Origin of the sequence: Paenibacillus sp. SZ31 (assembly GCF_012912005.1) — a bacterium.
Classification (GTDB): domain Bacteria; phylum Bacillota; class Bacilli; order Paenibacillales; family Paenibacillaceae; genus Paenibacillus.
Map to the genome: position 1 here is coordinate 134,974 of NZ_JABBEA010000010.1, position 19,206 is coordinate 154,179.

Consider the following 19,206-nt stretch of genomic DNA (forward strand, 5'->3'; position numbering starts at 1 on the left):
AATTATATAACTTGAGTGCTCATGTAAATTATCTTTAGTTCACCTTAAAACACCAATAAACATAGGCCACCCATAATACATGCCACACCTATCCAGCGTAAAGGACCCACCATCTCCTTAAATACCAACCGCGCGATGATGAGAGTCCAGACATATGTCAATGCATTGGCAGGCAGTACTACGGTTAATGGAAGAAACTTCAACAATACAATATTCAACAATGCACCTGTTCCATAGAATCCGAGTCCCATGAGCACATGTAGGCGATTGCGACTTGTCGCATAAGCTTTCAATCCGGCCCCGCCCAATGCACCGCACAACGTCATAACAATTAGCACAGCAACCATCCAGCTATCGATCAACACTGGTTAATGTCACCCCGATTCCAAGCAACACGACTGCTGCCAGCTTCTGCACCGTAATTTCTTCCCCGAGCAAGAAATATCCATAGATTAAGGCAAATACGTAACTGGCACACATCAGCGGATAAGCAACAGAGAGTTTTTCCAGAGCAAAAGCTTTAATCATCAAGATCGCTCCAACTCCATAACATAGAAAACCAACACCCAGGTAGATCCACTCGGTTAGTCCCCATTTCCAGAACAATTGACCCGTTGCTGTCAGAAATGCGGAGACGAGCATCAACCATTTACCAGTATGACGTGACTTTATTTCCCCCACGTTAATGCCTCCATGTCCGGAACACGCTTGTTAATAAAGTATCGTTGACTCACCAGCTGCATCACCGGAAGGTCGGATAAGGAGTCCGAATAGGAACATGACTGGTCATAGTCAATTACCATCTTCTTCTCACTCAGATAAGACTGAATTCGGCGTACCTTCTCTTCCCCTTTGCAATTACTGCCATCAACTCTGCATGTGTAACCATTCTCATGACGGACAAGTTCAGTTCCAATTACATGATCCACCCAGGGAAAGTTTTTAAAGTATTTCATATAGGCATGCGGAGATGCGGTTACGAGTAAGACATGGTAGCCTGCTTCCTTGCGATGCTGCATCTCTACACTGGCCTCAGCAAAAATGGACGTACGCAAGCGGGTATCAAAGAAATGTTCCAGATCTTTTTCAGACATGCGCTCAATTTCTTGAAAGTAGGATCGTTTCACTTGTTCAACCGTCATGAAGCCTGCCTTGAATAACACGGTATGTAATGCAATGACAGGTAATCTCCATACCTGCCACGGGTAACGTCTAACACCATAATGCACAAATTGAAACATCGAATCACTGCGTATAATCGTTTTATCAATATCAAAAATCGCGACTTTCGTGCTTTTCACCCTGATCCCCCTCAGCCTTTTATTCAAAGATAGCAAAGATTGTAACAACACTTATCACATACAATATCACCGTAATTAATATGGGCTTGTCCTCTAATAGCACACGATCTGGCGAGCCGCCCTGGTTCTTCATATGGATCAGATACAGGTAACGGAACATGCCGTAAATGACCAATGGAATCGTCCACATCAGATGGATGGACCGATCTGAAGTGAATGTGAACAGGGAATAACTGATAATCGTAGCTGTGGTCACAATCGTATTGAATTGATCCAGCAACGTAATGGAGTAGTTATCCAAAACCTTACGGTGTGATCCCGTGTTTCCTTCCAGCAAAGTAAGTTCATTTCTTCTTTTACCAATGGCCAGAAACAACGACAACAACATCGTACAGATCAAAAACCACGGCGTGAATGGCACATGGATCAGCACACCACCTGCAATCGCGCGAAGTACAAAGCCGGCTGCAATGGTCATCATATCCAGGATAACGAGATGTTTCAGTACAAATGAATACGAGACATTCAACAAGAAGTAGACGACACACAATACGCCAAATAGCGGGTTCATCACAAAAGCCGTTCCTACGGAAAGGGTCAATAGAATAATACCGAACAACAAAGCATGAGTCGGATTCACCTGCCTTGAAGCAATGGGACGAAACTTTTTCACTGGATGCTGCCGATCCCTGTCCCGGTCTACGTAGTCATTCAAAATATAAACACAGCCTGCAACGAGACTAAATAGAATAAAACCAAGCAATGTCGCAAGAATAGTTTCGGTCCGAATTTCTTCAAAAGAGAATAATAAAGCAGCAAATAACAGCAGATTTTTAGTCCACTGTTTGGGTCTTAACAATCTGACTAATCCTGACACTGTACTACCTGTTCCTGTAGCCGGTGAAGACACCGTACTGGTTCGTGATGATAACAATTGTAATAACTCCCTTCAACAACAACTTCTGTATATAACAAATAACGTAAAGATCTAATCATATGTTGCTTGTATAATTTTGTAAAGGGAGTAAATTAAAAAAATCTAATATGGGCATAAAAAAAGAGACCATTTCTGGTCTCTTCGTTAGTACGTAATTAAACTATTGGGTAATGCGATTAAAATTCAAATTGTACGTCGCTCAGACGACGTTTGATCTCAGCAATAACGCGTTTCTCTTCCTCTTCACCCTTAGCTTCAAAGGTAACGGAGAAACGAACAAAGTTACCTGCATCATCCCAAGGTACGGACGAGATCAGTTTCTCACGGATCAGGAATTGGGAGAAATCTTCGCCGGATTCGAAGCGACGTCCGCCAACCACACCTTTTGGTGCTTCAACATACAGGAAGAAGGAACCTTTAGGTTTTTCAGCCTGGAAGCCCAGTTCGTTCAGTGCGGCAACGAGCATGTCGTGACGACGGGAATATTTCTCTGCAATTTTTTCCGTGATCTCAGGGTGATTCAATCCATAAGCAGCTGCCTTTTGAATCGCGATGAACTGACCGGAGTCATTGTTGTCCTTCACGTCGCTGAATGCTTTGACTACAAGCGGGTTACCCGCTACGAATCCGATTCTCCAACCCGTCATGTTGTAGGACTTGGACAGAGAGTGTAGCTCTACGCCGACATCCTTCGCACCAGGTACCGACAGGAAGCTGAACGGTTTTTTGCCATCGTACGTCAATGCTGCATAAGGAGCATCATGGACAACGACTACATTGTATTTCTTCGCCCATTCCACGACTTCAGTGAAGAACTCCACCGTCGCACTTGCACCTGTTGGGTTGTTCGGATAGTTCAGGTATAACAATTTCGCACGTTTTGCGATGTCTTCCGGAATAGCCGTCAGATCAGGCAAGAAGTTGTTTTCCTTCGTCAACTGAATGTTGAACACTTCTCCGCCCAGATACTTGGTATGTGTACCCATAACCGGGTAACCTGGAACGGTCATGATGGTCACATCACCCGGATTGATGAAGCATGAAGGCATCATCGCCAAAGCCGGCTTGGAACCAATGGAGTGCACGATTTCGGTATCTGCATCGATTCCTTCTACGTTGAATACGTTTTTCAGGTAGGACGCAGCAGCAGTCTTGAATTCAGGAATACCATTATCGGCATAACCACGGTTCTCAGGTCTGGAAGCTTCTTCTGCAAGTGCAGCTACAATGCCTGCATCCGCCATTTCGTCTGGTTCACCTACACCAAGGTCAATCAGTTCCACATCGGGAAAATCTTTTTTGGCCGAAGCTTTGGCACGTTTGATTTTCTCGAATTTATAAATGTTCGTGTCTTTACCATAGTTGGAGCCACCGATACGGTCGGCAAAATTAGTCTGAATGTAAGTTTCTTGATATTTATCGATACTCATAACGTTGTTCATCTCCTCATTTGACGCAAATTTCTACACTTTAATATGAAGCATTTGCGTGATCAAAGCCATGGACAAAGTATCCGAACATTTGTACTTTCTTGGAGCTGTTAACGACTGCGTAGCGAAGCAAGCACGTCTTCCATATCCTGTGGAATCGGAGCTGAAAATTCAAGGTATTCTCCCGTTGTTGGATGCACAAATCCAAGAATGGCCGCATGAAGAGCCTGTCCTTGCATTTTGATGCCTTTATTCCGTCCATAAGTTGGATCTCCTACAAGCGGGTGACCGATAAATTTCATGTGAACCCGGATCTGGTGGGTACGTCCTGTTTCCAGTTTCAATTCCAGCAAGGTATAGTCATTGATGCGCTCTGAAACGGTAAAATGCGTAACGGCATGTTTACTGTTGCGTTCCGTGACTGTATACATTTTGCGATCATTAGTATCGCGTCCAATCGGTGCATCAACGGTCCCTTGTTCATGATTAAGATGACCATGAACGAGCGCAATATAACGTCTGTTCACCGTATGGTCTTTCAACTGCGCAGCCAATGACGCATGCGCACGATCGTTCTTGGCAGCCATAATTAGGCCGGAAGTATCCTTATCGATGCGATGCACAATACCCGGGCGCAACTCTCCATTGATACCCGAAAGGTCTTTGCAGTGGTACATGAGTGCATTGACGAGTGTTCCAGACGTATGTCCTGGTGCAGGATGCACTACAAGACCACGCTGTTTGTTGATCACGATCAGGTCGCTATCTTCATATACCACTTCCAGCGGAATATCTTCGGCAATGATCTCGACGGCAGCCGGTTCAGGAATCTGTAGTACAATCAGATCACCTTCGGATAACTTAGCATTGGCTTTGACTACAGCACCATTTACCGTAACCATCCCGTCTCCGATCCACAATTGAACTTGGGAGCGAGATACGTTATCCACAGCTTCCGTAATATATTTGTCAATTCGTTCTTTCTTATGTTCAGCGGCAACGGTCCATTCCATACGCTCATTGCCATTCATTAGTTCTTCGTCGTTGATCTGTTCCTCATTCGGATTACTCATGGTGTTCATTCCCTTCAATCTTCGCGGCTGCTTTTTCGCGCCGTCCTTCAAGCAACGTCTCCACAATGATCAACGCTACACCGATACAGATTGCCGAGTCGGCGATGTTGAAAATGGGAAACGTGTAACTTCCAAAATTAAGCTGTACAAAATCCACAACTTCTCCGGTCAGTGCCCGGTCAAGGAAGTTGCCAATTGCTCCACCGAGCACCAAGCTAAGCGCCACAGGCAGCAATTTGTGCGGGGTATCTTTTACCTTTTGCAAATACCAAATCAAGGCAACGACCACAATCACCGTAACCACAATAAAGAACCAACGCTGGTCTTGCAGAATGCCAAAAGCTGCACCTGAATTACGATGTGATGTGATGACAAAGAAATTGCCGATGACCGGAATTTCTTCTCTGAGTTCCATCCGGGTTGCAATCAGGAACTTGGTTCCCTGATCCAATAAAAATACGATAAAAGCGAGGATATAATACACCACGTTTGTTTGTCACTCCGTTCTTGTCTTTTCCAAACGATACCAGGCTTACGCCAGACTTGTTTATTGTAGCACAGCTGTTTGGAAATCGTCCACGACGCGCTACATTGCAATCCTCATGGCAAAAACGATAACATTTCCCTTCTGTAATCTTGCCCTTAATGGCACATCCTACAATAGAGTCAAATTCCGGATTCCAGACGAAAGCAGAAAGGGGAAAACCATGTCACATTTTACTGCTGACCAACTACAATTTTTACGTTCCCAACTGATAACCGATAAGCGCGATATTGAACATAGACTGTCGGAGAACGAACATTATGGCCTTGGAGACTCCCTCAAACTACAGACAGGTGAATTATCACCGATTGATAACCATCCTGGTGACATAGCCACCGAGGTGTATGAACGCGAGAAGGATATTTCCCTGCTGGAACACGATGAATTCCAATTAGAACGTATTGATTCTGCACTGCACTCCATCGAAGAAGGCCATTATGGTACATGTGCGGTCTGCCAGCAACCTATCCCTTATGAACGCATGGAAGCTGTTCCTTACACAAAATATTGCAAAAAACATCAACCGGAAACCGTCGTTTCCGAAAACCGTCCTGTCGAGGAAGAATTTCTTGCCCCGGCATTTGGCCGAACGAGTCTGGATGAACGGGATGACCAAAATGGCTTCGATGGTGAGGATACCTGGCAGATTGTTGAGAGCTGGGGCACATCGAACTCGCCAGCGATGGCTGAAGGACGTGATATCGACAGTTATGACGTTATGGCCATTGAAGCCACAGATGAAGTGGAAGGCTGCGTTGAAGCGTACGAAAGCTTTGTGGCAACGGATATCTACGGTCATGACGTCTCCATCGTGCGTAATCGGCAATATCGCCAGTACCTGGAGAACCGTGAAGGCGATGGTCTGTTAGAACCGGATATGGAGACGGATGACACGTATTAATTGCATTTTGATATCATTTGCATTTGCTTTTTCGCCTAATCGCTTAGTAGGTGTTCATATCAAGCTGACGCTGCACAATGCGCACAATATCAGCGATGTAGTCTCCAACAATAGGAAGATTAAGCGCCCCAAGTACCTGTAACACGTAGATGATCGTTGCTGCGAAAAAGGTAAACCCAATTGCGATCCCCACACCTCTTGCGGCTCCAGACAACAGGTTCAATCCAATCAGTTTCCATGGCCTGTTCAGCAATTCCGTGTATTGCGCAATCCGGGAACGTTCCAGTTCATTCGCCAGACGGTTCGTCAGGGTATGTAACTCTTCGATTTTGTCATGTGAATTCAGATCATCTGATGTTGATGGTGAATTGGATGTGGATTGCTTGTCATGTTCGCTCATGTTTTGGTCAGTTCCTTTGATCAATATAGATTGACTGCACTATAAAATCATTGCCTTTTTGCCTAAAAAACAAACGAGCCCAGAACCAGGGAATATGTCCCTGCCTCTGCGGCTCGTTTATTTTTACGCTATATTCTGTCAATGTTGAATATTACATACTTCGAATTACGCCTCGATGTAAATACCGATCGATTTGCCTCCGGCTTCAACGCGTTCCATGGACTCATTCGAGCCAAATGTAACTTCGGTTACGAGAACATTTTCACGCAACACATCATCAAACGCCTGAATAGCTTCCTGAAGGGATGCATCCACATCCAGCGTCAAACGTACTCTTTTCTCAATCGGCAGGTCCAGACGTTTCCGGGTATCCTGCACAGCACGAACCACTTCACGGACCCAGCCTTCCTGTTCCAATGCTGCCGTGATTTCGGTATTGAGCGCAACCGTCAGACCGTAACCCGATGCTGAGGCAAAGCCTGATTTGGCTTGTTTATCGACCAACAATTCTTCGCTCGTCACTTGCAGCTCTTCTCCTTCTGGAGAAACGATGTTCAGTACACCTTCCGCAACCACTTTACGCGTCTCATCGGCGGACATTCCCTTGAAGAAGTTTTGCAGGAAACCTACGTTTTTGCCGTATTTTTTACCTGCGACCTTCAGGTTCAGCTTCAACGTAAAGTCAACGAATTCCGCATCATTATGCTCGGTACGGATTCCTTTTACATTGATCTCTTCTTTGATGATCTCTTCATAACTTGTCAGGTCAAAGCCTTTCTCCAGGGAAACGATCAATTCGGACAGCGGCTGACGTGTCTTAATGCCTGTTTCGTTACGAACGTTACGGGCAAGTTCGACCACGCGGCGAGCCGTCTCCATATCCTGTTCCAGTCCTGCATCAATCAGCGCTTCGTTAGCTACCGGATAGTCTTCCATGTGCACACTCTCACCTGTTGCAAGGTTCAGATAGATGTCTTCTGCCAGCATTGGTGTGAACGGAGCAACCAACTTCGCAGTAGTCACCAGTACCTCAGTCAATGTACGGTAAGCGTCCAATTTATCCTCTGTCAGGCCACTTCCCCAGAAACGGTCACGGGAACGACGGATATACCAGTTACTCAACTCATCGACAAAAGCTTCAATCGCTTTGGAAGAGTTCAGATAGTCGTTTACCAGCAACGCTTTTTCTACAACCAGGATCAGGCTGTTCAGTCTTGACAGAATCCAGCGATCCAGCTTGTGTGCGGACAGTTGGAACGGGTGCTCCTGTGGATCAAATCCATCAATGGTAGCATAAAGCGTCAGGAATGCATGGGTGTTGACCAGCGTATCCACCATTTTGGATTTTGCTTCGCCTACGATACCTTTGGAGAAACGTTTGCTGTTCCACGGTGCACTGTCAGACAACAAAGCCCAGCGGAATGCATCAGTACCGTATTCTTCAATGACTTCCCAAGGATCGATAACGTTTCCTTTGGATTTGGACATCTTCTGTCCGTTCTCATCGAGAACGTGACCTGTAGCCATAACCGCTTTGTAAGGCGCTTTGCCTGTCAAAAGGGTGGAAACTGCCAACAAGCTGTAGAACCAGCCACGTGTCTGGTCAATCCCTTCACAGATCATATCCGCAGGATACTGCTGTTCGAATACTTCTTTATTTTCAAATGGATAGTGCTGCTGGGCAAACGGCATGGAGCCGCTGTCGAACCAGACATCGATCACTTCCGGTGTACGCTTCATTTCATATTTGCCACAAGAGCTCATGACTTTAACGTCATCCACATAAGGTTTATGCAATTCAAGATTCTCAGGCACGTCGCCTACCGCACGAGCACGCAATTCTGCAATGCTATGTGGAGCAAATTGTTCCCCAGTCTCCTCGCACACCCAGATGTTCAGCGGAGTTCCCCAATAGCGATCACGGCTGATATTCCAATCCACCAGATCCTCAAGGAATTTCCCGAAGCGACCTTCCCGAACATGACCCGGGAACCAATCCACTTCACTATTGTTGGCAATCAGTTGGTCCTTGATGGCTGTCGTTTGGATAAACCAGCTATCCATTGCATAGTACAGAAGCGGTGTATCACAACGCCAGCAGAATGGGTAGCTGTGCTCATACTTTTCTTTGCTGAACAAACGTCCATGCTCCGACAGATATCTTACGATATCAATATCACAATCCTTCACGAAACGTCCGGCAAAGTCAGTAACCTCAGCGACAAATTTGCCTTCCAGGTCCACCATGTTCACGAAGCTGATCCCATTCTCACGGCATACACGGTAGTCATCTTCACCATGGGCAGGAGCCATGTGTACGATACCCGTACCACTTGCATCCGTTACAAAGCCTGCGCCCAGGATAATGTTGGCTTTCTCAGCCTGTACGTAGTTGAACGGAGGATCATACGTTTTGCCAACGAGGTCGGCACCTTTCAGTGCACCAATGATCTCATACTCACCTTTGGCATCTTTCATGACTTTCTCCACCAGATTGGTTGCCATGATGTACACTTCGTTGTCTTGACGAACACGGGAGTAATCCATATCCGGGTTCACGGCAAGTGCAACGTGCGAAGGCAATGTCCAAGGCGTCGTCGTCCAGGCGAGTACGAATTCTCCGCTGTCATTCAGTTTGAATTTCGCTGTAGCGCTCAAGTCTTTGACGTCTTTGTACCCTTGTGCAACTTCATGGGAACTCAGTGTCGTCTGACAAGATGGACAATACGGGCTCACACGATGACCACGATACAGCAATCCTTTCTCGTGGATCGTCGCCAGGATATTCCATACACTCTCGATGTAGTTGTTATCAAGGGTGATATATGGGTTATCCATATCCGTCCAATATCCAATACCTTCCGTCAGATCACGCCATTGTTGCTCGTACTCGAATACGCTCGCTTTACATTCGTTAATGAATTTCTCCACGCCGTAATCTTCGATTTCCCACTTGTGGGAGATGCCAAGCTTCTTCTGCACACCCAGTTCTACAGGCAGACCATGTGTATCCCAGCCCGCTTTACGAACGACACGGTAACCCTTCATCGTGTTATACCGTCCAACGAAATCCTTGATTACGCGTCCCAGTACGTGACCGATATGCGGTTTACCGTTCGCTGTAGGCGGCCCTTCATAAAATACGAAGTTTGGCTTGCCCTCCCGGTTTTCGATGGATCTTTTGAATGTATTCTCCGTTTTCCATTTATCTAACACGCGTAATTCTCTGGCGCGTGCCTTCTCTTTGACGTCAACTCGTTGCATGATGATCAACTTTCCTTTCTTTGGTTAGATTGTGGACCGTCCACAAAAAGCGTTTCAATCCCCCTAAATCCCCCTTGCCAAGGGGGACCCCATTGGCGCTCCGCCCTCTGGACACCCGGGATGGGTTGTCGTTGAGGAACGGTGGTGCTTATCGGCGAGGGTTTATGTGCGTGATGGCGGCCATTCTGCGGTTGTTCCCTGCGTGAACGCCGCATGGCCTTACCGCGAGGCGGGTGTTGCCGGGCGCTTCGCTCCCCCGGCGTGCGGCTCTCTTCTTGAGGACCCTTCGGGCCTCATGAACATTCGCCTTGGCGAAACCTAAGTGCCAGGTGCTCCGCTCTCCCGGCAGGTGTCTCTCTCCCTGAGGTCCCTTCGGGCCTCATGAACGTTAGCCTTTTTTGGACACAAAAAAGCCCCGTCCCTGGAAAGGGACGAGGCTATACTCGCGTTACCACCCTAATTCTGTTCATCACAAACCACATCCAAGCAAGCCTGGGTATGCTCTGTCATCAACAGCGCTTATGCCCCACTATACTACCGCAGGGTGCCGTTATAACGTACGGCTTACGGTTCGGCTTACACACGGTAATCAAGATCACCGCTTCAGCGTCACTTCTCCGGGGAGATATTCGGCTATAACTCATCCATTGGTTTGCACCAACCACCAACTCTCTGAGGGATGAGATCATAACGTACTGAACCCGTCATGGAATCACTATTCATTATGAATATAGTTATAGCCTCTTTGCAGACAAAAGTCAACCAGGCGACAGACTAATAAATTTCTTTCATCTCCCGCTCACGGTCACGCACTTCCTGCTCCCGGCTCTCAAGCACTTCCCAACCATCCTGAGTCAACAGTTCAAGCTGCGCTTCAACAAGCGTGCGGAAACGGGCACGATAAATCGAGGCCTGCTTTTTCAGTTCTTCCACTTCCAAAGCAATTTTGCGAGATTTGCCCAACGATTCGTTCACGATCCGGTCTGCATTTTTCTCTGCTTCCTTCACGATCAACTGCGCTTCTTTCTTCGCATTACCCTTCACATCATCAGCAGCTTCCTGCGCAATGATGATCGTTTTGCTAAGCGTCTCTTCAATTGTAGAAAAATGATCCAGTTTCTCCTGAACGGACAGCAACTGATTGCTCAGCTCTTTGTTCTCGCGAATGACGCCTTCGTAATCTTTGATGACTTGATCCAGGAATTCATTGACTTCATCCTCGTCATACCCGCGCAAACGTCGGGAAAATTCCTTGTTGTGTATGTCCAGCGGCGTTAATGGCATGCTGTCCACCTCCTGTTAAAGTTCCTTCCCGTCCAGAGAAGGTTTGCAGCATATGGGTACCACCCAAGGGGCCGTATCGTTGATGACTAACCTTGGCAACGTATACGGAATGCAGGATCAGAATTGCATCCTCCAACGTTCATGTAAAGCTTTTGACTTAATGTTTATCGGATACACCGCGTATTTTCTACACCTTTATGATAAACATTTCGACAAGAAAGCGGATTTTCCTGCAACAGACTCAGGCAAATTTGCCGATTTTCACTCGGCAACGCCCTTTTTTGGTCATCCCATCCTGTTCCATAACCTTGAAACGGCCAAATCCCTGAATCGATACAACATCACCCGCTTTTAGCGATTTGGAGGGATCTTCCTCAACTTTCCAGTTTACACGGCAGCGACCAGCTTTGATCGGCACCAGCACTTTACTGCGACTAAGCCGATACACATCTGCACAGATTCCATCCAAACGAAGCGAAGCGACCGTAATGTCCATCGTCTCCAGTTTGTTCTCTGACCAACGCATCTGATCCAAAGGAAGTAACTCCGTGAACACATGTAACCGATGCACCTGATTCAGTTGAAGCGATAAAAAAGCGCCGGTTTCCGCCGCCACCACTGTATGGCAACCGTCCTCCAGCACTTGGATATCCCCGATCTTTCCACGTTTCATCCCAAGCCCGAGCAGGGAACCCATATAGTCCCCATGCTCCAGCTCCGAGATTTTCTGATCATCAGACGTAATACTCAGCACCTGCATACCCATATCCTCATCATCCAGATACATATAATCAGGTGCAACCAGCGCACGCTTGCGCTCAGCAGCCTCATAACCACCATCCAGACGAATCTGAACGTCATTACGACGATTGGCAAGAGTTTGTAAAATAAAAACCTGCCTTGGGTCAAGAAAGTCAGTTAGCTTCATGTCATGATACTTGCCTGCCTGCTCAACCCAGTCCGATGCTTTATCTACAAAATCCCGCTCATCATGGCTAAAATGTTCGTAAATTTCACCGCTCATCTATAGTCACCCTACCCTAATATGCAAAATACCGAAGTATGGAGATCAGCCCATTAAGCGCCAGTTGAAGAACAATCAGCGCCACAATCGGGGAAATATCCAGCACCCCGAACAAAGGCGGTATAAATCGACGAAACGGACTTAGGTATGGTTCCACTAATTTGCCTAGCCATTCACCGATAAAGCTCTCCCGTGCATTGGGAAGCCATGACATCAATATGTAGACGATGACCATGTAAAAGTAAATTTGATATGCAAAACCCAAAATATTAACTAACGAATCCAAAAACGGCTCACCTCATTCTGTTATAATCTTGCTCGCTGTCAGCCAGTATTTCCGTAATTGATCCCTGAATTTCAACCGTATCTGGCGTACAGAGAAAAATGTTTCCGCCGATTTTGGAGATACCGCCACCCAATGCGTATACCGTGCCACTCAAAAAATCAATAACGCGCAGCGCTTGGTCCTGACGTATTCGTTGCAAATTCACCACAACGGTACGATGCGAACGCAGATGGTCGGCAATCTCCTGAGCCTCGTCGTAAGAACGCGGTTCATACAGGACAACTTTAACATTTTTCTGGGAATGAATGCTCACCACATTATTCCCCCTTTGGTTTCTACGTTTATCGAGACTGGAAGTTTCAGCTTCCTGCTGTTCAGGTTCATTTTCCTCCTGCGCAGCCATCCGTTCACGTTCCACAATCTCTTCCTCTTCCTGAAGTCCGAGGAAATTCATAAATTTATTCATTACGCCCATCGTGAACCCTCCTCTTTTCCTACGAGAATCGATCCCAGCCGAACCCAGGTTGCCCCTTCTTCAATGGCCACTTCAAAATCATTGGACATCCCCATCGACAGTTCAGTCAATGGTTCTGCTGTAAGAGCTTGTCCATTCAATTGATCTCTCAGCTCACGCAATCCACGAAATACGGGACGCGTCAGCTCCGGATTCTCCTCATGAGGTGCCATGGTCATCAGGCCGACGACCTTGAGATTGTTGAACGAACGAATATCACGCAAAAATGAACTTGCCTGTTCCGGCTGTAAGCCATACTTGCTCTCTTCACCCGAAATATTCACCTGCAAAAACGTTTCCACTTGTATGCCAAGTGAAGCTGCTTTCTTATCCAACTCCTTCGCCAATGACAAACGATCCAGTGAATGTATGTAACGAAACTTGCCAATCACGTCTTTCACCTTGTTTGTCTGCAAATGACCGATAAAGTGCCAGGTACCCTGCTGACCAAAAGCTTCCCATTTGGCCTGTGCATCCTGCCACCGGTTTTCTCCAATATGCTCAAGACCATGATTCAGCACCGATCCCGTTGTTTCAAGTGAGACATACTTCGTGACCGCAATCACATTCACATCATCACGTTGACGGTTACTGCGCCGACATGCATCCTCGATCTTCTGATTCACCTGTTGTATACGCTCCTCCAAAGACACAGAGGGTCACCTCTCTTCCAGCCCAATCCAGCTCGCCATCCGCCCTGTAACACCATTTTCCTTCCGGTAGGAGAAAAAGAGTTCGGGATGACAACTTGTACACCATGTTGTACATTCGATATGATCCGGCATTATTCCTGCTTTCATCATAATGTGTCGATTACATTCTTTCAAGTTTAACATCGTTTTGCCGTTATTCACGGGTCGATATGCTTGTTTAGAAGCAGAACCCTCGTATTTATCATTAACCGGAGAATCATCAAACCAAACTCGTACATGCTGCATAACCGCCTCATCTACTTCATAACAGCAATCCCCAATGGACGGACCGATGGCAGCACGAATATCCTGTCTACGGCTTCCATACTCCCGTTCCATCGTCTCCACCATGGATACGGCTATACCCGCGACTGTACCTTTCCAGCCAGCATGAGCAAGACCTACAGCCTGATGCACCGGGTCATAGAAATAAAGCGGAACACAGTCGGCATAGAAAGAAGTCAGTAGCACCCCAGGCACATTCGTGACCAATCCATCTGTATCCTGCAATGCAGATTGACGATCAAATAATCCCCTGCTCCGATCTTCAGTTGTAATTACAGCTACATGTTTGCCGTGCACCTGCTCTCCACAGGTCCATGCTTCTGCTGCAAAACCAAGCTTCTCTGTTACAAGCCTGCGGTTGTTAAGTACAACTTCCGGATCATCCCCCACATGATAAGCACAATTGAGCGTAGAATAGGGAACATTTCCGACTCCACCATGTCTTGTCGTAAACCCGACATTCAACTTTTCAAACTGCTGTCTCCAAGGCTCAACATATAATAATAACGGGTCAGAACCGAAATCTGAGTTAGGATTCTCTGTCCGTTCACGTAATTCCTTATTCAATACAAAGGGTTCCATTCTCTCACCTCACCACTTCCAGTGTACCAAATGAGCCACATTCTGTCTCATTTATATCGTTCGACGCTGATTACGTTCCGAACGTTCGATGCGTTCCACACGTTCTGTGCGGTTATGTTGCTGTTCATCATACAGACGCGCTTCCCGATCACGCTCGTCATACGTGTTCTCCTTAACCTCATCCATCTTCACCAGAATCACATCTGAACCAATCTTCACAATATTTCTCCAGGGAATGACCAAGTCCGTTCCCCCTCCAAAGAGACCCATGAAACGGCTGTACCCTGGTACAACAATCGCTTCAATTCGTCCCTGCTTCAGATCAAGCTCCAGGTCACTGATCTGACCCAGACGTTTGCCATCCGTAATGTTAATAACATCCTTTGTCTGAAAGTCCGAGATTTTCATACCTCGTGCCGCTACTTCGCTCGTATTTACTTTCATTCAATTCCGCCCCCTGTTATTCCTCTTCTGTCCGTTCCTCACGCTTCTATACAATATATGTTTCAGGGGCGAAAAATGTCCTGTTTTTCATCGAATGTAGAAATCGCCAAAAACAAAAAGACGACCAACGGTATACACTGCCCCGATTGATCGTCCTCCTGCTCTTGCATCGTGTTACGACTTTACATGTTTTTGCATCTGCTGTATCGCTGATTTCTCCAGACGTGATACCTGAGCCTGGGAAATGCCAATTTCATCAGCCACTTCCATCTGGGTTTTTCCTTCGAAAAACCGCATCGACAGAATCATTTTTTCCCGCTGACCAAGACGATGCATCGCTTCCCGAAGCGCAATTTCCTCGATCCACGACACATCCTTGTTTCTGTCATCGCTGATCTGATCCATAACATAGATCGGATCTCCACCATCATGATAGATCGGTTCGAAGAGCGAGACCGGGTCCTGAATGGCGTCCAATGCAAAAACAACATCTTCTTTCGGCACATTCAGTACTTCCGCAATTTCGAATATCGTCGGTTCCCGAGAGTTTTTATTCGTCAGGCTGTCACGGACCTGAAGTGCTTTGTAAGCAATGTCCCTCAAGGAGCGAGATACCCGAATCGGGTTATTATCACGCAGGTATCGACGGATTTCACCGATAATCATCGGCACCGCGTAGGTTGAAAATTTGACATTCTGGGATAAATCAAAATTATCAATGGCTTTCATCAGGCCGATGCAACCAACCTGGAACAGATCATCGACAAACTCCCCCCGATTGTTAAAACGCTGAATGACACTGAGTACCAGACGCAGGTTGCCATTCACTAATTTCTCTCTTGCTGAGCGATCATGGTGTTGCTGAAGGGAATGAAACAATTCCCGCATTTCAGTGTTGGTGAGGACAGGCAATTTTGCGGTGTCCACGCCACAAATCTCGACTTTGTTTCGGGTCATCGTGATTTACCTCCCAAGGAGAAACATTAATGTACATTATCTCCGGGGCAGGCTTTTTTATTCGTACTTGGCATCCTTGCCAGTAATACCCATTCTGACCAGCGATGTATTTCAGACCATTTTATTGAACTCCTTACGGAGTCTTTTAATGATTCTTTTTTCGAGTCGAGAGATGTAGGATTGGGAGATTCCAAGTAGATCCGCTACATCTTTTTGAGTCTTTTCTTCCCCATCTGTCAAGCCAAAACGAAGCTCCATAATCATTCGCTCGCGCTCCGTTAATTTTTCCAGTGCCTTGTGTAGAAGCTTCCGGTCTACTTGCTCTTCAATATTCCGATAGATTGTATCGTTTTCTGTACCCAATACATCGGATAATAATAGTTCATTTCCATCCCAATCAATGTTGAGCGGTTCATCAAAAGAAACTTCAGTTCGGATCTTACTATTGCGTCGTAGGTACATCAAAATTTCATTTTCGATACAACGTGAAGCATAGGTTGCCAGTTTGATTTTCTTTTCCGGGTCAAATGTATTGACTGCCTTAATCAATCCAATCGCTCCAATGGATACCAAATCTTCAATATTGATTCCTGTATTCTCAAATTTACGTGCGATGTATACCACCAGACGAAGGTTACGCTCAATAAGCATCGCACGAATGGCCGAGTCTCCCGAGGATAATTTTTGCAGCAAAAATTCTTCCTCTTCCCGTGTCAATGGCGGCGGAAGTGCTTCACTTCCCCCAATATAATAAATCTCTTCACTTTTGAGCCCCAACAAAAATAATAGACGGTAATATTGCAGCTGCGCCACCAGTTTCCATTTCACAAGCATGTACGTTCCTCCTATACCACATTCAGCGGCTTTTCTGTTGCTCCCGCAGAGAGAGCCGTAGACTGCGCAGAAGCAGCGTCTTGCACAAGTTCAGGATGAATCACGGCCTGGTATTTCCCATCTGACGACAACACACCTCCATCCAGCCCAATTAATACCCTTGTCGTCTCATAACATGTTTCCTCCATCGTCACCTTCACCCGGTCCGGCTTCATCGCCAGCATAAACGCAGTCCCTTTGTTAATGCCCCGATAGGGCACAAGCCGCAGTCGATCCTGCCACTGAAAACTTTCCTGATCAAGCTCCATAATAAGGTTGTCCGGCGCCTCGTCCTTGAGTCTTCCCTTCCATGAAGCCGGCAGCATGTCTTGCCATAACGAAACCTCCATCACCATGACCGGCATGCGCGATAAGGGATCGGTGAGTTGATTGCCCGTATCCAGAAGGCCTGTACAAGAAATGACTACCTCATCGATGCAGACCTCAACTTTACCCAAATAGGTCGTCATGCGATCCGTTTTCTGTTTCGAACTCTGCACAGCTTTGAATAATAACAGGACGGCAAAAAATACAATAAACGTGAACCAGAAGGCAATCTTCAGATCAAATGACATCCCGCCAGAAGCCGTGAACCAAATGCCGTTAAACAGCTCTCCGGAGCTCTGAAGCATGTAATGCACACCCAGAATACCTCCGGCAGCGACAAAATTAATCACATAGAAGGTACCGAGCGTCCTCGCAAAAGCCTGCAGACCCTTAAAACCAAAAGCAATTGTAAGCATGACCAGCGAGAATCCGAACTTGATCAAAAAGGTGAACATAAAATCAAACTCCGGTACAAACATCATGACCACGTATAATGCACCCACAATGGCTGATAGCAACCATCTCCACCAGACCAGTTTTGTTTTGCGCATCCAGGCGGTCAGTCCGATGAGTACACCGTCAATACACAGGTTCGTCAAAAAAATAAGATCCACATACACAACCAAACTCTTCACCTACCTGCAACCAACATATCGAAATAGTGGTATTCCGATATTCTTGAGCATATTCACAAGTATACGGAGCCCCCTGTTCAAAGTCTGTCTAATCATGGGGGTGTGTTTCCAACTTTTTTTGTCGGAATTACTCAGGCCCGTTGTTCAGAATTTGTTCAATGCTGTATGTTATGATATCTAAAAAAACAGAAAAAACCCGGCCACTCCATCAGGAGCACCGGGTTTTCGATAAATCGATATGCGTATTAATCGTTGTTATTATTGCGTGAACGATTGCGTAAAAATGTCGGAATGTCCAGCTGATCATTGCTCGGCTGATTTCCGAATGGACGCAGGTTCGGAGAACGCGTATCCGTCGTCTCCGCTGTTGCTGGAGCTGGTTTACGTCCTGGTGGTGGTGGAGCAGGTTTATCTTCAAAACCAGTTGCAATAACCGTAACCTTAATTTCTTCTTTGAGGTCTTCGTCAATGATGGCACCAAAGATCATATTCACTTCCGGGTCGGAAGCAGACGTTACGATCTCTGCCGCTTCGTTCACTTCATACAGGGACAGATTAACGCCCCCCGTAATGTTCATGATTACGCCGCGAGCACCTTCAATAGAAGTTTCAAGCAACGGACTCATAATGGCTTTCCGTGCTGCTTCTGCGGCACGATTCTCACCAGTTGATTCACCAATTCCCATAAGGGCAGAACCACGTTCATGCATAATCGTTTTGACGTCAGCAAAGTCAAGGTTGATCAGACCCGGTACAGCGATCAAATCAGAAATACCTTGTACAGCTTGACGAAGTACGTTATCCGCTTGACGGAATGCTTCAAGCATAGGTGTCTTTTTGTCTACGATTTCGAGCAAACGATCATTAGGAATCACGATCAGTGTGTCGACTTTTTCTTTGAGCGCTTCAATACCTTGCTCTGCATGGCTGGAACGCTTGCGTCCTTCAAATGTAAATGGACGAGTTACGACACCCACTGTAAGTGCACCACACTCTTTAGCGATTTCGGCAATAACCGGAGCCGCACCTGTACCTGTACCGCCGCCCATACCGGCCGTAACAAATACCATGTCTGCACCTTTCAACGTGTTCATGATCAAATCGCGGGACTCTTCCGCTGCTTTTTTACCTACATCCGGGTTGGCGCCAGCGCCAAGACCACGAGTCAATTTATCACCGATTTGCAATTTATGCTCGGATTTCGCCAGGTGTAACGCCTGAGCATCCGTATTTACCGTAATAAATTCAACACCTTGTACACCATTTTCAATCATACGGTTGACTGCATTGCTTCCGCCGCCGCCTACACCGATGACTTTAATCTGAGCCAAGCTCTCCATCTCGAAATCAAATTCCAACATATTATTCCATCTCCCCCTCAATGTGCATGGATGGCCCGTCCAATTTTTGATTTGAACCGAATCAATTTCATATATCGACGAACGAAAGCGTT

Annotated in this window: 21 protein-coding genes and 1 other annotated feature; of the genes, 1 reads left to right on the forward strand and 20 read right to left on the reverse strand. The window is 46.4% G+C overall.

The window, feature by feature from the left end; genetic code table 11:
- Positions 1-44: 44 nt before the first annotated feature.
- The 7 genes from HF638_RS19125 to lspA all read right to left on the reverse strand — a co-directional run bounded on the left by HF638_RS19125 (position 45) and on the right by lspA (position 5,228).
- Positions 45-365: a DMT family transporter gene (locus tag HF638_RS19125; protein ID WP_340398907.1), complete on the reverse strand. Its 321-nt coding sequence runs from the start codon at positions 363-365 to the stop codon at positions 45-47.
- The gene (locus tag HF638_RS19130; protein ID WP_211175697.1) at positions 352-642 is read right to left on the reverse strand and encodes an EamA family transporter; all 291 of its coding nucleotides are present in this window, start codon (positions 640-642) and stop codon (positions 352-354) included. The genes HF638_RS19125 and HF638_RS19130 overlap by 14 nt, the downstream gene beginning before the upstream one ends.
- Positions 643-668: 26 nt before the next feature.
- Positions 669-1,301, reverse strand: coding sequence for an HAD-IB family hydrolase (locus tag HF638_RS19135; RefSeq protein ID WP_169481603.1), 633 nt, complete (start codon positions 1,299-1,301; stop codon positions 669-671).
- Positions 1,302-1,320: 19 nt separating this feature from the next.
- Positions 1,321-2,211: a decaprenyl-phosphate phosphoribosyltransferase gene (locus HF638_RS19140; RefSeq protein WP_169481665.1), complete on the reverse strand. Its 891-nt coding sequence runs from the start codon at positions 2,209-2,211 to the stop codon at positions 1,321-1,323.
- Between the two features lie 203 nt (positions 2,212-2,414).
- Positions 2,415-3,668 (reverse strand): LL-diaminopimelate aminotransferase, encoded by a 1,254-nt coding sequence (locus HF638_RS19145; RefSeq protein WP_169481604.1) that lies wholly within the window; start codon positions 3,666-3,668, stop codon positions 2,415-2,417.
- 110 nt (positions 3,669-3,778) lie between these two features.
- Positions 3,779-4,741: an RluA family pseudouridine synthase gene (locus tag HF638_RS19150; protein WP_481856166.1), complete on the reverse strand. Its 963-nt coding sequence runs from the start codon at positions 4,739-4,741 to the stop codon at positions 3,779-3,781.
- On the reverse strand, positions 4,734-5,228 hold the full coding sequence (gene lspA, locus HF638_RS19155) for a signal peptidase II (RefSeq protein ID WP_062835441.1): 495 nt from the start codon (positions 5,226-5,228) through the stop codon (positions 4,734-4,736). Before lspA ends, HF638_RS19150 begins: the two co-directional genes overlap by 8 nt.
- A 220-nt stretch (positions 5,229-5,448) precedes the next feature.
- Here lspA and HF638_RS19160 point away from each other — a divergent pair, with 220 nt between their 5' ends.
- Positions 5,449-6,186, forward strand: a complete 738-nt coding sequence (locus HF638_RS19160; protein ID WP_169481605.1) for a TraR/DksA C4-type zinc finger protein — start codon at positions 5,449-5,451, stop codon at positions 6,184-6,186.
- Positions 6,187-6,229: 43 nt separating this feature from the next.
- On the opposite strand, the gene HF638_RS19165 is transcribed toward HF638_RS19160, so the two are convergent.
- The 13 genes from HF638_RS19165 to ftsZ form a co-directional block, all read right to left on the reverse strand.
- Positions 6,230-6,586 carry a DUF5665 domain-containing protein gene (locus tag HF638_RS19165; RefSeq protein WP_169481606.1) on the reverse strand — a complete coding sequence of 119 codons (357 nt, stop codon included), beginning with the start codon at positions 6,584-6,586 and terminating at the stop codon, positions 6,230-6,232.
- Positions 6,587-6,751: 165 nt separating this feature from the next.
- On the reverse strand, positions 6,752-9,850 hold the full coding sequence (gene ileS, locus HF638_RS19170; RefSeq protein ID WP_169481607.1) for an isoleucine--tRNA ligase: 3,099 nt from the start codon (positions 9,848-9,850) through the stop codon (positions 6,752-6,754).
- 424 nt (positions 9,851-10,274) lie between these two features.
- Positions 10,275-10,567 (reverse strand) — a binding site (T-box leader).
- A 57-nt stretch (positions 10,568-10,624) separates the two neighbouring features.
- Positions 10,625-11,134 carry a DivIVA domain-containing protein gene (locus tag HF638_RS19175; RefSeq protein WP_017687316.1) on the reverse strand — a complete coding sequence of 170 codons (510 nt, stop codon included), beginning with the start codon at positions 11,132-11,134 and terminating at the stop codon, positions 10,625-10,627.
- A gap of 241 nt (positions 11,135-11,375) precedes the next feature.
- Positions 11,376-12,158 (reverse strand): YlmH family RNA-binding protein, encoded by a 783-nt coding sequence (locus HF638_RS19180; RefSeq protein ID WP_169481608.1) that lies wholly within the window; start codon positions 12,156-12,158, stop codon positions 11,376-11,378.
- 16 nt (positions 12,159-12,174) lie between these two features.
- The gene (locus HF638_RS19185) at positions 12,175-12,444 is read right to left on the reverse strand and encodes a YggT family protein (RefSeq protein ID WP_169481609.1); all 270 of its coding nucleotides are present in this window, start codon (positions 12,442-12,444) and stop codon (positions 12,175-12,177) included.
- A gap of 7 nt (positions 12,445-12,451) precedes the next feature.
- Positions 12,452-12,919: a cell division protein SepF gene (locus HF638_RS19190; protein WP_062835447.1), complete on the reverse strand. Its 468-nt coding sequence runs from the start codon at positions 12,917-12,919 to the stop codon at positions 12,452-12,454.
- On the reverse strand, positions 12,910-13,611 hold the full coding sequence (locus HF638_RS19195; protein ID WP_169481610.1) for a YggS family pyridoxal phosphate-dependent enzyme: 702 nt from the start codon (positions 13,609-13,611) through the stop codon (positions 12,910-12,912). Before HF638_RS19195 ends, HF638_RS19190 begins: the two co-directional genes overlap by 10 nt.
- A gap of 6 nt (positions 13,612-13,617) precedes the next feature.
- The gene (gene pgeF, locus HF638_RS19200) at positions 13,618-14,517 is read right to left on the reverse strand and encodes a peptidoglycan editing factor PgeF (RefSeq protein WP_169481611.1); all 900 of its coding nucleotides are present in this window, start codon (positions 14,515-14,517) and stop codon (positions 13,618-13,620) included.
- A 51-nt stretch (positions 14,518-14,568) separates the two neighbouring features.
- The gene (locus HF638_RS19205) at positions 14,569-14,961 is read right to left on the reverse strand and encodes a YlmC/YmxH family sporulation protein (protein ID WP_017687310.1); all 393 of its coding nucleotides are present in this window, start codon (positions 14,959-14,961) and stop codon (positions 14,569-14,571) included.
- A 174-nt stretch (positions 14,962-15,135) separates the two neighbouring features.
- Positions 15,136-15,918, reverse strand: a complete 783-nt coding sequence (gene sigG, locus HF638_RS19210; protein ID WP_017687309.1) for an RNA polymerase sporulation sigma factor SigG — start codon at positions 15,916-15,918, stop codon at positions 15,136-15,138.
- A gap of 111 nt (positions 15,919-16,029) precedes the next feature.
- Positions 16,030-16,752 carry an RNA polymerase sporulation sigma factor SigE gene (gene sigE, locus HF638_RS19215; RefSeq protein ID WP_017687308.1) on the reverse strand — a complete coding sequence of 241 codons (723 nt, stop codon included), beginning with the start codon at positions 16,750-16,752 and terminating at the stop codon, positions 16,030-16,032.
- An 11-nt stretch (positions 16,753-16,763) separates the two neighbouring features.
- Positions 16,764-17,744, reverse strand: coding sequence for a sigma-E processing peptidase SpoIIGA (gene spoIIGA, locus HF638_RS19220; protein ID WP_169481667.1), 981 nt, complete (start codon positions 17,742-17,744; stop codon positions 16,764-16,766).
- Between the two features lie 254 nt (positions 17,745-17,998).
- Positions 17,999-19,114 (reverse strand): cell division protein FtsZ, encoded by a 1,116-nt coding sequence (gene ftsZ, locus HF638_RS19225; protein WP_017687306.1) that lies wholly within the window; start codon positions 19,112-19,114, stop codon positions 17,999-18,001.
- Positions 19,115-19,206: the final 92 nt, after the last annotated feature.